The following is a 17,315-nucleotide window of genomic DNA, read 5'->3' as shown; positions in this document are numbered from 1 at the left end:
CGCAGCGTCGCCGTCACCTGCATGTCGTCGCCGGCCACGTAGCTGGCCTTATCCAGAGTGATACCCGAGTTCGCCTTCACCGGCACCGAGGACGTGATGGCGTAGGCGGTGGAGGTCACCTCCCCGTCAGACACCGTCATTGTGGCCTTCAGGCCAGTGCCAGCAGTGGTGGCGGTAAAAGTAGCACTGTAAGTGCCGTCCTGATTGTCAGTCCAGCTCCCCTTCAGCGTCGCCCCGGCGACCGCGGTGGTGTGCACCACGGCATCCTGCCCGGCCACCGGGTTATGCTGCGCGTCCTGCAGCGTCGCTACCACCTGCATGTCGTCGCCGGCCACGTAGCTGGCCTTATCCAGAGTGATACCCGAGTTTGCCTTCACCGGCACCGAGGCCGTGATGTCAAACGGCGCAGACTCCACCGTACCGTCAGATACCGTCATCGAGGCCTTCAGGCCCGGGCCGGCGGTGGTGGCGGTAAAGGTAGCACTGTAAGTGCCGTCCTGATTGTCAGTCCAGCTCCCCTTCAGCGTCGCCCCGGGCATCGCGGTGGTCTGCACCACGGCGGCCTGCCCGGCCACCGGATTATGCTGCGCGTCCTGCAGCGTCGCTACCACCTGCATGTCTTCGCCGGCCACGTAGCTGGCTTTGTCCAGGGTGAGGCCCGAGTTCGCCTTCACCGATGCCGAGGCCGTGATGTCGTAGGCTGCAGAGGTCACCTCCCCGTCAGACATCGTCATCGTGGCCTTCAGGCCTGTGCCGGCGGTGGTGGCGGTGAAGGTAGCGCTGTAAGTGCCGTCCTTGTTGTCGGTCCAGTTACCTTTGATGACTGCCCCGGCGACCACGGTGGTTTTCACCACGGCGTCCTGCCCGGGCACCGGGTTATGCTGCGCATCCTGCAGCGTCGCCGTCACCTGCATGTCGTCGCCGGCCACATAGCTGACCTTGTCCAGCACAAGGGTGGAGTTCGCCCTCACCGGCGCGGTGGAACTGATTTTCACCACCGCCGGTGTCAGTCCCACCCCCCTTACCTCGGGAGTCAGTGTCACAACGGCTTCCCTCGTGCCGGAGGTGACAATCACTTCATACACGCCGGCCTCTTTTCTGACGACCTCCGATACCACGCTAATCTTTCCTGCCTTACCCGCCCTGCCTTTGTCCGCGACGACATCGCGCGTGACCCCGATGGTGATGTCCCTGGCGTCCACATCCACGATCCCCTGCTGCACGTCATTTATCTGCAACGTCAGCGCCTGCCGGTCTTTTCCGTTGGCCGACAGCGTGCTGAAACCGGGCTCAAAGGGGCTGTTGGCATCAATACCCGGAGGCTGAACCGTTATCGTCGTCTCACTCCTGTTCGAGCGGTTACCCTTCGTGTCTACCGCCACGCCGCTGATAACGTAGGTATTCGTGCCCTGTGCCTGCCATGCCGGCAGGACCACGCTGTATGCCCCGGCGCCGTCCTGTTCGACCCGTCCCCCGGCGGCCAGAAGGGATGAAGCCGCCCAGTTAACCTGTGCCAGCCCGTATTTCCCCGTCACTGACACCGCCAGTGACTTTCGCTCCCCCGGATAGCCGTCAACCCGCGCCGCGGTGTGCAGGCTAATCACCTGCTTCTTACGGTATTCCAGAATGATATTGTTATTACGCTCCACGAGATCGTAGCGGCTGCCCGCCAGGCTCCGCAGGGATTTTACCGTCGACGGGTCGATCTGCTGCCGCCATGGCACCCCCAGCTGATAGTTGAATTCAATACCAAACCGGGTGTCATTTTTCCCCGATCCCCCGTTCCGCTGTTCGGCACTGAATGTCAGCAACGGAATGGGGGTATAGCTCAGCCCCGCGGTGATCGCATGAGGATTGCGCTGCCGTGTATCCTTCCCGAACAGCGCCACTTCCCTGCCGTAGTACTGCTCATACGCCAGCTTACCGCCCAGCTGTGGCAGCGACGGTAGCCAGGCCTGCGCGCGGACGTCCCAGCCACTGGCGGGACGCTCTTCGTAATCGGTCAGATCCGGGGAATCCTTCCAGTTTGTCAGGCGCAAATAGCCGTTGACCCCCAGCTTCAGAAAATCACGCCAGTACTCTGCGCCGCCCCCCAGACGGGCATGATCGCGCGACAGGTCGTAGTCCAGAAACGTGTTTCCGCCGAGCATCCATCCGGCATTAAACCACCGCGCCCCCAGCCCCAGGTTAGACTGAGTACGACCGTCCGTCCGGTGCACGCTGCCCTGGGTGAAGACCAGTCGATTCCCCTGCTCAGATAAGGGCACAAGTAAATCAAACTGAGAATTTTTCAGGGAGAATTTATTATCCATATCCAGCTGGACCCGGGCCGTACCGAACTGACTCATCCATCGCTGGATCTGGCTGTTGACCTCCCCTGTAGCCACCCCTCTGGCCATCGATGCAGCGGCGTTACCGTCTGGCCTTCCCGCCAGAAAGCTGCCCATCTGAGAAGAGAAGCCGGCCACCTTGTTCTCCCTCCCTGCGCTGTCATCCTGTTGCGGGACCGGCGTGCTCCGGCCCTCATCCCACAGCACCGGGGGTAAAGGGGAAACGGGTACATCCAGTTCATCCCCCGGCTGCAGGTGGTCAAACCCCCGGGCAAAGGTCCGGAACTGGTTAAGCCTGCGGAGGTCGTTCGGGCTCATGTTGTATTTTTTTGCCAGCATGGCGACGGACTCCCCTTCCCGGAGGGTGTACACCTCTGTTTTCAGGGAACTTATCGCGGCAGGTTCAGTCAGAAGGCGGGAATTATTAGCGGCAGCTATCGAGGGTGTGAACGTAATTAACAAAGGCAACATGCTCTGGATAAATATATTAACCCAGGTGATCATCACCATAATCTTTTTTTTACACATCACGTTCAATTCCAATTTTCATCCGATAAACCGTCCCTGACTGAATTAAAAGCAGGCATACTAAAGCGAACTCAATATTTCGTCATATCCGAATAATCATAATAGAAATTTCGCTGGCACCCCCGTCGGGCTCAGAACATCCGGACACGCATTGATTGAGATTTAATATATATTTCACATCATACAGGATTTGACCACGGTATTAATGCGCCTGCATGCGCCTGCAAACAGCCAATTGATCGTCAGAAGCTATCGTCAACAAAAAACCCATCGTTAAGAACGATCGAGAAAAAGATAATTGATTGATATATAAGACACTTGTATTTTATGACGCCATCATCAGGCTGAATTCATTAAACGGGAAAGCAAAGGCAATAATTAAACACTCACAGCAAGATAACTACATACCCTCAGTGCCAGGAGACATAAATTTCCAGAAAAAATATTATCCCCGTCTGTAAACATTATTTTGTCACGACAAAAAAGAATAAAACTCATCCACCCATGAATATTTATCAGCCTCCACCTTTCCCGACAATCGTATGGTTATCACCCTGAATGCTGTTACCGATATTTTCATTTCTGCCGATTATGTCCCCCGGCGCCGCGGGGAATACCAGTGCCATATATAACCGAAAGGACTGTCTATGAGTCAGAATATTACAGAGAAAGAAGCCTTCAGCCCGGACCATAACGGAGACGACAGGCCGGCCAGCGGAGTGGCACCCCTGGTGGATATCACAACTTCGTCCATTGCGACAGACGAAGCAAGCTACGTGGCCGGGACGGACATGCGGGTGACGGTGAGGCTGAAAGATGCACTGGGAGATGCGCTAGCCGGCCAGCTTAGCGAAGTGACAAAAAAAGTCGTGGTGGAAAACGCGGAGCTAAAAGGTAGCTGGACCGATAATAAAGACGGCACTTATACCGGTATATTCGCCGCAAAAACGGCAGGTACCGGGCTAAAGGCCATGCTGAAGTTTGCGGGCAGCCTGTCCGAAGTGAACAAAAAACTCTCAACCTCCCGCTTCCCCAATGCTTTCCCTTTTGATTTCGGTCATGTGCAGATTCAGGCCTCTCAGGATGAAATCAATACCTCCCTGCAGGCGCTCGTGGAGACGCTGACGCCAGATCTGCCCGCCGCATGGCTGTCACCCGCGTCGCCGGCAAACGGTATCTTTACCGACCTGACGCGCCTGCAGGTGATGGCCTCGGGTCTGGGGCCGGAACAGCAGCATATTCTTCTGGAGGATTTTTCAGAATCCTGGGCCGATTTTTATCGAAAAAATTATGACATCACCGACGGTGACGCTTCGACTTATCAACGCTTCCTGGATATGTCGTACTTTACCGCCATGCATAATGTGACCGTCCCTCGCGTTGAGGCCCTGCTGTGCACCACCGCCAGCAGCGCCGGAGTTCCGGAGCAGCATACCGTCATTCAGTCCGCCAACTGGATCAACCCGGCCGCCTCCGCAAAAGCGCTGCCTTTTCTCTACGGTGCCCGCTTTATCAATAAAACTGATGATAATACGCCCCCACTCAGCATCAGACGGAATGCAGACGGTGCGCTGACTGTCAGCAACCTGCCAACCGGGTGGCGGCTCACGTCCATTAACACCATGGTTCGTCTGCAAAAGTGGCTGAATTTACCCTATGAGGATGTTGATGCGCTACTGATGCTGACCCGTAGCAACAGCTCTGACAAACCGCTATCTGACGACACCCTGCGCACGCTAGGCCTGTTCAGGCACTACCAGCGCCGCTACGGCACCACGGTTAAGCAGTTTGCCGCCTGGCTGCATCAGGTCACCCCGTACGCCATTACGCCGGCCACCCCGTTCTTTGACCAGATATTTAACGCCGACAGCACGTTTGATGCCCCCTTCCAGGCGGACAATACCGTGTTCAGCTACCGTGCCACCGACGGCGCGGACGGGCTGCGCGGGAAACAAATCATGGCGGCGCTGGGGCTTAACCAGCGTCAGTTCCTGCTGATGGCCGGTAAGGTTGCTGCACATCAGAGCGACGGCGATGCGGCGAAGGGCACCCTGACGTGTCATCTGGGCACCGTCACCGCCTTCTACCGCATCACCTCACTGGCGAAAACGCTGGATCTCGGCGTCGACGAATTCTGCGCGCTGGCCGATATGCTGGATGCGGAAAGCGGCGCCGTCTGGAAACAGCTGGCCGGCAGCCCGAAAATCTCTCAACTGGCCGACGGGGACGCCCCGGCGGACGATATCCTCTGCCTGCTGCAGGCGCTGTCCTGGCTGACGGGCTGGCAGAAGCAGGCGAAACTGCCTGTGGCCACGACGGCGCTGCTGTGCGCGCCGCTGCCTCCGACCCCCGGTACCGAAGCCCAGTTGAGCTTCATTCAGCAAATCTGGCAGCGACTGCCGGCCACCTTCGTGAACGCGGGGATGCTGGCCCGCAGCGGGGCCCCGCTGAAGGAAGATATTGATGATGAACATCACGCCGGTATTGACTGGTTTGCGCTGCTCGGCGCGGCCGGGCTGATTGATATCGCCGGGCTGGTGACCGATGCCTTTACGCCGGACGCCGTCACTGACGTTGTGAATCAGCAACACCTGGCCGGGGACGGCAAAGCGGCCGCCATCACCGCCCTGTCGGCGGCCCTGAAGCAGGCACAGGGCACCCAGCACGGTATTGCCATGACCGGGCTGGCGCAGGCCCTGAACGTGTCGCAGTCCCTGCCGGCGCTGCTGCTGCGCTGGGCAGGCGTCACGCCTTATCAGTGGCTTAAGGAAACCTGGGGAATGTCGCCCGACGCCCCCGTGGGCGAATACCTGCCCCCTGAAGGGCACATCGGCGCCACCACGACCGAGAAAGACTATAACCTGCTGGCCGCCGACTGGCGTGATGCGGCGTGGAACCCTGTCACCGGAAACCTGACCCTCACCCTGCGGTTGTCGTTCAGTTTGAGGGATAAAAGAGGGTGGAAATCGATTTCCGATAACTGGCTTAAACTGCCGGCGGGTCTGTCTGTCGACGGGGCCCCGACCCTGGCCTCCGGTAACTGGCCTGATGGCTCAAAGGGTAATGCGGATTATAAAGGTACGGGCGTGGTGTGGCAGCCCACCGGGAATGACGCTGCGTATAAAAACTTCGAAGTCAACACCACCTACGTGCTGGAAGTCCCCCTGAAGGGCACCTTCAGCGATGCCAGCGCGCTGGCGGAGTTAACATCGATGGACCTGAAATTCGGCATGCACCGTTTTGAGGGTTCTTTCGATAGCCTTAGCACTCCCCTGACGCTTAAAACCACCGTCACCACTGCCGGCACCCTCCCGCTCGTCTGGCTGGCCACGCTGCGCGACATTGCCCGCCGCGGTATGGCGTGCAGCCAGCTGCAGCTCAGCCCGGCCGGCCTGCAGGCCATGCTGGATAACCCTCAGTGGTTCAGCATGAACCTGCCAGAAACCGCGAAGAATATCACCCTGCAGACCCTGTACCGCCTGAGTCGCTACGTTGCCCTGCTGACCCTGCCCGGTGATGCAGGCTACGCCGAGGATGACCTGCTGGCCTATCTGCGCGACATGCACGCCACCCCGCCGCTGGCCGACGACGTCGCCGCTGCCACGCTGGCCACGCTGCTGGGCTGGGAAGCCAGTGAAGCGTCCGCAGCCTTTGCGGACGGCGCGCTGGGTCATGCGGCGGCTACGCTGGACGACCTTGACGTGGTGATGAACCTGCGGCAGAGCACACAGGCATCAGGGATGACGGTTGAGGCCCTGGCCCAGGGCTTTGCCCTGAGTCGCGACGAGGGCTACGCCGCCTGGTCCCGCACGGGGCAGGCCATGGTAGCCGGGGTCGGGCATCTCGCCAGCCGGTAACGGCGTGCTCCCGTGGCGGCAGATACGCCGCCACGGCGTTGACGTTTTGTGGCAGGTGCGCCTGCCACTCATACACTCATTAAGGTGAACAGATATGACGACCACTCTTGATAATTTTCTGGCACAGGCGCAGCGCGATGCGCTCGTCACGGGATATAAAACCTTCGTGGCCCCGACGCTGAAGGGCGGGATCACCGCGCTCAGCGACGAGGACATGTATGAATACCTGCTGCTGGATATGAACATGTCGGCGGCCAGCATGACCAGCCGCCTGGCCTCGGCCATTGACAGCCTGCAGACCTATAATTCGCGCATCATTAACAACACGGAGCCGGGGCACGCGCCGCCGGTGCCGTCCGTGGTGGACGACTGGCGCGACTTTTACTGCCGTTACGACGTCTGGTCGGCCGGCACCGCCGTGGTGAACTACCCGAACAACTATCTCCTGCCGGTGACCCGTCAGGACAGCAGCCGGTATTTTGATAACCTGAAAAACACCCTCAACCAGAACCGGCTGGACAGCGACCGCGTGATGGACGCCGCCCTCACCTATCTCAACGAGTTTGAGGGTGTCAGCAACCTGGAGGTCATTAACGGCTATATCACCCAGACCGGCATGGCGGGTGGTGAAAACCTTATCAATGACGCACAGTTCTACTTTATTGGCCGCACCACCACCAAGCCTTACCAGTATTACTGGCGCATGATGGACCTGAGTAAAAACCAGGGCAATCCCGGCGGAAAAGCGGTGACCCCGAACTGCTGGAACGACTGGGCGGCGATTGAGCTGCCGCTCTCCGGCGACGGCATCCTGGAGCACACCATCCGCCCGGCCTTCTACAACAACCGCCTGTATATCTGCTGGGCAACCCGTGATGCCACCCCGCGCGTGGGTGATGGTACGGAGTTTCTGGCTAGCGGCAACGGCAACCTTAAGATGGATGGCTCGGAGTACTATGCCTACGGCCTGTCCTACGCCTATCTGCGCTTTGACGGGAAGTGGACGGCTCCGAATACCGCCGATATGGTGACTAACGGCGCACTAACCGATGACAACAAAAACAAAATTGAGATAGAAGACAATGACAATATTGCCCTGAGCGGCCAGTTGCTGGTTCAGGGGAAAGATGAGGGCAAAAACCAAGAGTGCGTGGCCTCACTTTTTGCACGGGACAGCTCCGTGATAGATAGCCCCTCGCGCAATGCTGGCGTAAGAGAAGACAGCGAATACGGCCGCCTGTTTATGGCGCTGATGGTATATTCCGGCAAAGATAGTGACGGTAAAATAAAACCGGCCACTTATGCCTACCGCTACAGCGATTCGGCCTTCAATCGCCGCCCCCTAAAATCCCTGGTCCGCGACCTGCTGTTCAACAAATTCAAGCCACAAGCATGGGAAAGCGGTAGATACGACAATCCGTTGCAGTACGCCATGAACACACTCATCTATCGGATTAAGTCGGTGAGCTATCAATCGACACTGGACCACAAGGACAAGAACGACGCGGGGGATTTGTGGCTGAACGCGCTGAAACCGCTGGATGACCGCAACCTGACCGTCGCCGGTGACGGGCGTACGCTGAAAATCAGCGCATCCACTCAGAATAAGATCACGCGCGTTGCTGGTCTTGGTTCATGCAATATCACCGCTGAAAAGTATGATATTCAAAATACAGAGACCGGCAAGTCACAGCTAACCTTCAGATATGATTCCGACGCGGATAAGTGGTACTTCCATAATACAAAACTTGTCACCAAGACCTCCTTATTTGATGGGGTTTACGAATTTCTTTTACAGCCTGCTGTTCCCGGGGGTGATCTGTTTCCGTTAACTTCACCTGGTACAATTGAAGTTAACTTTTCCGAGGGGATGAAATGGCCATCTGGAGAAACCTTTGACTCAGAACTGAATTTGAGCGGTATTGAGTTCATTCCTGACATCATAAAAGCAGTGCCAAATGTTGATGACGTATATCTCTATATGTACAGCAATAATTTTTACTATCCAATCTTAACTATACATGGCCTGGGTAAAGCCGCGGCCGACGCGCAACGCACTGAACCTGACTGGCGGGGACAGATGGCGATTGAACTTTGCAAGCCTGATAAAACGGCTATACAGAGCTGGCAGGATTCACCTCAGAATATCGTTGAGGCGAACCACACCTTCAGCGCCTCCCGGGCCATTGTTTCCGATGACTTTAGCGTCGGGGCAAAAGAGCTTCAGTACCTGGTAGTCAATTACTATCTCTGGAATAAGCAGGGTGACATACCTAGTGGATGGGTCGGAAGATACTCTTTAGTCACTCTGGAAACCATTGAACACGCCGGGGACTTCACGCCACCGTCGCTGGTCAAACGCTATGACTCGAAAAAAGGCATGGTGCAGAAACTGGCGTTTAACGCCGGCGTGCTGCCGGCGGACACCCGCCTGAACACCACCTTCGTGCGCGAGCTGATTGCGCAGGCGAACAACGGGCTGGGCAGCCTGCTGAACTACACCCTGCAGGCACAGAAGCTGGAAGCGGACCTGGACCACGACGGAGAGAGCGTTCATATCGACTTCGACGGCGCCAACGGTCTCTACTTCTGGGAGCTGTTCTTCCACCTGCCGTTCATGGTCGCCTGGCGCTTCAACAGCGAACAGCAGCTGGACGAGGCCCAGGCCTGGCTGCACTATATCTTTGACCCGTCGGTGAAGGGCAAAGATAATGGCGCGCCGGATTACTGGAACTGCTACCCGCTAACGCGACGTCCGGTCAATAGCCTGGCCCTGTCCCGTCTGAGCGCGGACCCGATTAACCCGGATACCCAGGCCTATGCGGACCCTGAGCTCTACCAGAAAGCCGTATTCACGGCGTACGTCAACAACCTGGTGGCGCAGGGCGATGCCTGGTACCGCCAGCTGACCCGGGACGCTCTGGCCCAGGCCCGCATCATGTACAACCAGGCCGCCACCCTGCTGGGTCCGCGTCCGGACACCGCCATCAGCCGCAGCTGGACTCCCCGGACGCTGAGCGAGCTGGTCTCATCCCCATCGTCACTGCGTGCCTTTGAGCGCCGGATGTCATTGCGCAACACCGCCGCGCTACCGGCGCTGCGTGCCGCCAACCATGGCTCCCTGCGCGATGCGGATAACGCGGCCTTCACCGCGCCGCTGAACGACGTCCTGCTGGGATACTGGGACGCGCTGGACGCCCGTCTGTACAACCTGCGCCACAACCTGACCGTGGACGGCAAGCCTATGAGCCTGCCGCTGTACGCCCCGCCGGCCGACCCGACAACCCTGCTGACCCAGCGCGCCCCGGGCGGCACCCTGAGCGGCGGCGGGAACGGGGCACAACTGGTGGTGCCACCGTATCGCTTCAGCGCCGTACTGCCGCGCGCATTTAACGCCGTGTCCACCCTCAGCCGCTTCGGCGAGTCCCTGCTCAGCCTGCTGGAGCGCGGCGAGCGCGCCGGTCAGGAAGAGCTGGCGCAACAGCAGATGCTGGACATGTCCAGCTACGTGCTGACCCTGCAGCAGCAGTCCATTGACGGTCTTAAGGCCGACCGCACCGCGCTGCTGGCCAGCCAGGCTACGGCGACGCAGCGCCGGGACTACTACGGCGAGCGCTATGACGAAAATATCTCGGCGGGCGAACAGCGTGCCATGGACCTGAACATTGAGTCCCGCGACGCCAGCCTGGCCGCCCAGGCGTTCCATACGCTGGGCGGTGCCCTGCAGCTGGCACCGACCGTCTTTGGTATGGCATGCGGGAACCTCGACCCGGGCGCTCCGGCCAACGCCATCGGCACGCTACTGTCCCTGAAGGCTACGGCCACCGGTCACGACGCCATGCGCCTGGAGCAGACGGAGAACTACCGTCGCCGCCGCCAGGAATGGGGTCATATACGCGACCAGGCCGGGGGCGAGATTCAGGCGCTGAACAGGCAGCTGGAGGCACTTGATGTGCGCCTCCGCTCGGCGCAGACCGCCCTGGAACAGGAGAAAACCCGCCAGGCACAGACGCAGGCCATGCTGACCTGGCTCAAAAGCCGCTTCACCCAGGCCACTCTCTATCAGTGGCTCAGCGGTCAGCTGTCTGCCCTGTACTATCAGGCCTACGACGCCGTAGTGTCCCTGTGCCTGTCCGCGCAGGCCTGCTGGCAGTATGAGCTCGGGGACTTCACCACCACCTTCATCCAGACCGGCGCCTGGAACGACCACTACCGCGGCCTGCTGGTCGGGGAAACGCTGCAGCTCAACCTGCAGCAGATGGAGTCAGCCTGGCTGACGCGCAACGAACGCCGGCTGGATATTGTGCGCACCGTCTCGCTGAAAAACCGGGTGGATGAAAAGGACTGGAATAAGTTTAAGGCGTCCGGCTCCCTGGACTTCAGCCTGACGGAGAAACTGTTTGACGACGACTATGCCGGCCACTACCTGCGCACCCTGAAAACGGTCACAGTCACCCTGCCGACCCTGCTGGGGCCTTATCAGGACGTGAAGGCAACGCTGACCCAGACCGGCAGCACCACCGTGCTTCGTGCAAATGCCGGCGCCGTGGCGGCGCTGATTAACGGCAGGGTCAGCGACGCACCTGCCGGCACGCTGGTGCAGAACCTGCGCGCCAGCCAGCAGGTGGCGCTGTCGGGCGGGATGAACGACGCCGGCGTCTTTGAGCTGCAGTTCAGCGACGAGCGCTATCTGCCGTTTGAAGGCACTGGGGCGGTCTCCCGATGGACGCTGAGTTTCCCACGGGCGACAGAGGAAACGCTGAACGGAGGCAAAAAGCTTGCAGCTGATGATGGGCAGACTGCCCTGCTGGCGGCGCTGGACGACGTTATCGTCCGGGTACACTACACCGCCTGCGACGGTGGAACCTCGTTTGCCAGCGAAGTAAAGCCTCTGCTTGTAAAAGCATAGGTCATCCCGCTCTCCGGTACGCCGGGGAGCGGCTCACAAAGCGTGATTCCTTTCCCATATAACTAACTGACCGGGCCACCTGTGGGTGGCCCGCTAAGGAACCCTTTATGCCACATTCAGACACCCTGGCCCTGAATGCCCCCTCCCTGTCCAAAGGCGGCGGTGCCCTGACCGGCCTCAGCGGCCAGGCCGGTGCGGCCGGTCCTGACGGGGCGTACACCCTTTCCCGCAACACCTTGCTGGATACAACACTTGCGGCCACCTACGACGTCAGTACCTGGCGCCCCCGCGTGGAGCAGGACTTCAGCCGCTGCGAATACTGGCAGCCTGCCCCGGAGGCTGAAGGGGCTAACGCGACCGACTTCTGGGTGGTGTACCCCCCTGACGGTCAGGTGCAGCTGCTGGGCTATGAAGCGGCCGCCGGGCTGACAGACGCCCCGGCGTTACGCTGGCACGCCCCTGTCCTTCAGGCTATGCAGGAATGGCATATCGCGCAGCCAGAGGACCAGGCGATGTTCATCGCTCAGATCGGACATGAGAGCGGCGGGTTCAGGACTCTGCGGGAAAGTTTTAACTACAGCGCCCGGGGGCTTGATATTTTTGTCCAGGCCGGACGACTGACGGCGGAGGAGGCCCTGCGGCTGGGGCGGCATCCGGACGAAAAGGTTCTCCCTGAGGTAAGACAGCGGGCGATTGCCGGTCGGGTCTACGGTGGCAGGATGGGTAATGAAGGCCCCGATGACGGCTGGAACTACCGCGGCCGCGGACTTATTCAGATAACCGGACGCAGCAACTACCGGGACTGTGGCTTTGCGCTGGGTGAGGACCTGGTTCGCTTTCCGGAACGCCTGGAGAGTGACACCGGGGCAGCCCGCTCTGCCGCATGGTTTTTCGCCTCTCGCGGTTGCCTGAAGCATACGGGCAACCTACTTAAGGTGACCCGTATTATTAACGGCGGCAGCCACGGTCTGGCCGGGCGCCAGAGTCGCTATACGCTGGCGCTCGCCGCCTTTAAGGCAATCTGAACAGATCCCTTAACTAACAACTGGCATGTAAAATATATGATAATCAATTCACTAAAAGATTTTTATAATACCCCGACGGTCACGGTCCTCGACAACCGCGGCCTGAGCGTGCGCGACATCGCGTACCACCGCCATCCGGATACCCCGGACGTCACCCGGGAGCGCATCGCCCGCCACCGGTACGACGCCCGCGGCTTCCTGGCCCTGAGCGCCGACCCGCGTCTGCACGCCGCCGGCCGGGCGAACTTCAGCTATCTCACCGGCCTGACCGGCAGCGTCCTGCGCACCCGGGGTGCCGACAACGGCACCACCGTGGCGCTCAGCGATGCCGCCGGCCGGCCGTTTATTGCCGTCAGCAACATCTGTCCCGCCGGAGACGGCACCCCGGACCTCCGCCAGGCCCTCACCCGTACCTGGCGGTATGAGGCCGCCGCGCTGCCGGGCCGCCCGGTCAGCATCACGGAACAGGTCCCCGGTGAAGCCGCCCGCATCACGGAGCGCTTCGTGTATGCCGGCCACTCGCCGGCGGACAAAGCCCTCAACCTCGCCGGACTGTGCGTCAGCCACTACGACCCCGCCGGCCTGGCGCAGACCGACAGCGCGGCCCTGACCGGCGTCCCGCTCTCCGTCACCCGCCGTCTGCTGAAGGATGCGGCCAGCCCTGACGTCGTGGCCGACTGGCAGGGGGAGGATATCTCCGCCTGGCACGCCCTGCTGGACGATGAGACATACACCACCCTGACCACCGCCGACGCCGCCGGGGCGGCGCTGACCACCACCGACGCGAAGGGCCACGTGCAGCGCGTGGCGTACGACGTGGCTGGGATGCTTTCGGGCAGCTGGCTGACGGTGAAAGGCGGAACAGAGCAGGTTATCGTTGCTTCCCTGACGTATTCAGCTGCGGGGCAGAAGCTACGTGAAGAGCACGGCAACGGGGTGGTGACCACCTACACCTATGAAGCAGAGACGCAGCGCCTGACCGGGATTAAAACCGAACGCCCGGCCGGGCACGCCGCCGGGGCGAGGGTCCTGCAGGACCTGCGCTACGGGTACGACCCGGTGGGCAACGTGCTCCGCGTGCGCAACGACGCCGAAGAGACCCGCTTCTGGCGCAACCAGAAAGTGGTGCCGGAAAACACCTACGTCTACGACAGCCTGTACCAGCTGGTCAGCGCCACCGGGCGCGAAATGGCAAACGCCGGACAGCAGGGCAGCCATCTTCCGGCCGCTGTGCCCCTGCCCACCGACGGCGCCGCATACACGAACTACACCCGCACCTACACCTACGACAGCGCCGGTAACCTGACGCAGATACGCCACCGCGCCCCGGCCACGAACAACACTTACACCACGAATATCACCATAAGTAACCGCAGCAACCGGGGCGTGCTGAGCACCCTGACGGCCAGCCCGGCAGAGGTGGAGGCCCTGTTCACGGCGGGCGGGCAGCAGACGCGGCTGCAGCCGGGGCAGCGCCTGGCCTGGACGCCGCGCAACGAGCTGCGGCAGGTGACGCCGGTGGGGCGTGAGGGCGGGACGGATGACCAGGAGAGCTACCGCTATGACAGCCAGAGCCAGCGCGTGCTGAAGGTGAGCGTGCAGCAAACCGGCGGCAGCCGGCAGGCACAGCGGGTGACGTACCTGCCGGGGCTGGAACTGCGCCGCACAAGGGCGGGCGACACGGACACGGAGTGCCTGCAGGTGATTAGCGTGGGGGCAGCCGGAAGCGCGCAGGTGCGGGTGCTGCACTGGGAGAGCGGCCGGCCGGCGGGCATCGACCACGACCAGCTGCGTTACAGCCACGAGAACCTGACGGGGAGCGGTGGGCTGGAGCTGGACGGCGACGCACAAATCATCAGCCGGGAGGAGTACTACCCGTACGGGGGCACGGCCATTCTGACGGCGCGCAGCCAGACCGAAGCGGACTACAAAACCATCCGCTACTCGGGCAAGGAGCGTGACGCGACGGGGCTGTACTATTACGGCTACCGGTACTATCAGCCGTGGGCAGGCCGCTGGCTCAGCGCGGACCCGGCGGGGACGGTGGACGGGATGAACCTGTTCCGCATGTGCCGGAATAACCCCGGTTCAGGTATTGATAGTAACGGAAAAATGTTCAAAAGAATGACCAGCATCAGGCCGCAGAGATCTACCGCGTCGTTAGCTACTCTTCCTGACTATCCTCTGCCTGAAAGTGAAAGAGTAAACGCCGATGATGTCTCCCTCAGTCCGTCAGAAATCAGACAGCATAAAAAAGCGATTTCTGAGGGGCAATATCCACAAAATATTATCAGGCATAATTTTTTGCACGGAAAAAAACATTTACCCGAGCCAGTTAACATTCCGCAGGAATTTAATAAAGCAGGTATGAATAGAGAAACCATGACAGGTAATTTTCTGCAGGCAGTAGATAAACTAACATCCTATGCCGGAGGTAAGGTGATATATCGTGGTGCTTTGGTCCCTGATGAGCATTTCGGGGATCTGAAAGCCGGGGCTATGCTGCAATCCCATCAGTTTTCTTTTTTCAGCGAAAGCGATCTGGTATCGAGGTCATTTATTGACTCTTCAGAGGAAAGGAGGTTGCATCCAGTTCTTTTTAAAGTTAAAGACGTCCCGGCCGATGCTTTCAAAGAAGGCCTCTTATCACCGTTGGCTTATGATGACCTCAAAAATCGCCTGCTAAAAATAGGTGTCGATGCTAAAAAACTTAAAGGCATTGGTTCCACAGTCAAGGAGGTAATTTCATTGCCAGGCACATTATTTGAGGTGGTTCAGGTGAAAAAAATAAAGAGTGATATACATAAATATGAGCTAACACAAGTAAAATTAAAATTCTCTGGAAAAAGTCATGGGGTACATAATCGAGCAATGTTTTAGTTGCTAATTATGAGCGGGATGCCGGTAGCGGTGATGGTGGCCCCTCCACTACTCAGGATTTTCACGCCAGCGGCCCTAATCAGAAGCGGTCCGGTGACATTACGGATGACGGCACAACTGACCAGCGATGCGTTGCAGCTGGTCAGTTGTGTTGGCGTAAGTGTTTTCCGGCACCACTTTCTGGTTGCGCCAGAAGCGGGTCTCTTCGGCGTCGTTGCGCACGCGGAGCACGTTGCCCACCGGGTCGTACCCGTAGCGCAGGTCCTGAAGCACCCTTGCCCCGGCGGTACAGATGTTGCTGACGGCAATAAACGCCCGGCCGGCGGCGTGCAGACGCGGGTCGGCGCTCTGGGCCAGGAAGCCGCGGGCGTTGTACCGGTGGCAGGCGATGCGCTCCCGGGTGACTTCCGGGGTATCCGGATGGCGGTGGTACGCGATATCGCGCACGCTCAGGCCGCGGTTGTCGAGGACCGTGACCGTAGGGGTGTGGCTGAAAACAGACATCATCGGGAACTCCTTTAAGAGCTACGGGAATATTATTCTCCCTGAGCCCGGGCGGGCACGCAGGGTAAAGCGTTACCCGGGATAAATATGCGTCGCCAGGGGGCATTCCGGGCATGGCAAAAAAGGGAGGGTGGAGGGTTAATGCCGGTCACTTAATATGACCGGCATTGTTTTTTAAGGGATGTTTTGACCTTTTCTCCCTCACTTCTCTCACATACTCCCGCTCCTGTCTCGAGGGCAGTTTCAGCATCACTGCATTGCTGTAAAAGTGTTTCAGATGACCCGGGATCGCTCCCGGAGATGACCACGGCAGTCCGATTAATAAACGTAATAACTTCGCGATACCCCAACTCGATTTCCCAGCGATGCTTATAAAGCTCCGCCACGCTGGCGGCCGGGATAACGCATCGCATCGGTCATTGACGTCAGCACCTGCCGCTCCACGCCATTGACCCTGCGACGGATTAGCCGCCCGGTCAGTTCTTCCGGCAGACCTTCCCACTGTTTTCTGGCCTGTGGCGTGGTTTTCAGTCGTATCAGCTCGTCCTGTTTGCCGAGTTTACGGCCGACTTCGTACTGCGTGTTTTTTTTCAGCGGCGTTAACCAGTGGCGATTTTCGCCCGCACTATGCCAGGGCTGCAACAGCCCCAAAGAGTAAAACCCCTTATCGAACAGCGTAATACTGTTATCCGGAGCGCTTTCTGCCAGTTGCGCCGCCAGGCGCATTTCGTTTATGTCATAGCGGCCTGACACACTCGCGCGCAGCAGGTGACTGCTGAGCTCCATCAGACAGACCATGCGAACCTGCGGATATCCGCGATCACCATGCTGGTTGGAGGCCTTGCCGAAAGCCTCTGCATTTTCAGGCGTGTCCTGCGTATGCCAGACCACGCCGTCGACGGCATTGAGTGTCAGCCCGTGCCAGAGAGGATGTATTGCTTCTTTATGCCAGTGTCACTGAGTGATATCAAACAGCGCCCGGATAGCATCCTCACCCAATTTTTTTCTGCGGGTGCGGTGAAGGAACGTCCGGTACGGTCAACAATATCCAGCAGATTAACGATATGACTCATGGGTTTATTGTTGAAGATGGCCATATCGATAACCAGCCAGACCATGGACTCAAGAGGGAGTTTCCGCTAGCGCAGGGTGACGGTATCAGTGAAGGTAAAAGCCTGCTGGATGAGGTCGGGGGAAGGCAGGTCAGCGAGGCTCTGAACCTCGTCGGGTGCAGTAAGATTGATAATGCCGAGAGCGTGTAAAAGTTCCATTTAAAAAGGGT

At 59.3% G+C, this 17,315-nt stretch carries 5 protein-coding genes and 2 pseudogenes; 4 read left to right on the top strand and 3 right to left on the bottom strand.

All coding sequences use genetic code 11. The annotated features are described in order from the left end of the window. Positions 1 to 2,702: inverse autotransporter beta domain-containing protein (locus tag ACE38U_RS17650; RefSeq protein ID WP_375530244.1), on the bottom strand; the 2,702-nt coding region annotated here is incomplete at its 3' end. Between the two features lie 803 nt (positions 2,703 to 3,505). Between ACE38U_RS17650 and ACE38U_RS17645 the strand changes: the two genes are divergently transcribed. The 4 genes from ACE38U_RS17645 to ACE38U_RS17630 all read left to right on the top strand — a co-directional run bounded on the left by ACE38U_RS17645 (position 3,506) and on the right by ACE38U_RS17630 (position 15,529). After that, positions 3,506 to 6,715 (top strand): Tc toxin subunit A, encoded by a 3,210-nt coding sequence (locus ACE38U_RS17645; protein WP_375530243.1) that lies wholly within the window; start codon positions 3,506 to 3,508, stop codon positions 6,713 to 6,715. 94 nt (positions 6,716 to 6,809) lie between these two features. Beyond that, positions 6,810 to 11,624 (top strand): Tc toxin subunit A-related protein, encoded by a 4,815-nt coding sequence (locus ACE38U_RS17640; RefSeq protein WP_375530242.1) that lies wholly within the window; start codon positions 6,810 to 6,812, stop codon positions 11,622 to 11,624. Between the two features lie 107 nt (positions 11,625 to 11,731). Next, on the top strand, positions 11,732 to 12,649 hold the full coding sequence (locus tag ACE38U_RS17635) for a SpvB/TcaC N-terminal domain-containing protein (protein ID WP_375530241.1): 918 nt from the start codon (positions 11,732 to 11,734) through the stop codon (positions 12,647 to 12,649). A 36-nt stretch (positions 12,650 to 12,685) separates the two neighbouring features. Further along, a complete protein-coding gene (locus ACE38U_RS17630) occupies positions 12,686 to 15,529 on the top strand; it encodes an RHS repeat-associated core domain-containing protein (protein ID WP_375530240.1) in 2,844 nt (947 codons plus the stop codon). Between the two features lie 156 nt (positions 15,530 to 15,685). On the opposite strand, the pseudogene ACE38U_RS17625 reads toward ACE38U_RS17630, so the two are convergent. Together ACE38U_RS17625 and ACE38U_RS17620 are read right to left on the bottom strand one after the other, a co-directional pair. Beyond that, positions 15,686 to 16,036: pseudogene (locus tag ACE38U_RS17625) on the bottom strand (RHS repeat protein); the annotation flags it as partial. A gap of 145 nt (positions 16,037 to 16,181) precedes the next feature. Beyond that, positions 16,182 to 17,304 (bottom strand): annotated as a pseudogene (locus ACE38U_RS17620) (IS4 family transposase). Positions 17,305 to 17,315: the final 11 nt, after the last annotated feature.

This window comes from Cedecea selenatireducens (genome assembly GCF_042138895.1).
GTDB lineage: Bacteria > Pseudomonadota > Gammaproteobacteria > Enterobacterales > Enterobacteriaceae > Cedecea > Cedecea selenatireducens.
This window is presented reverse-complemented; position numbering and strand designations above follow the sequence as displayed.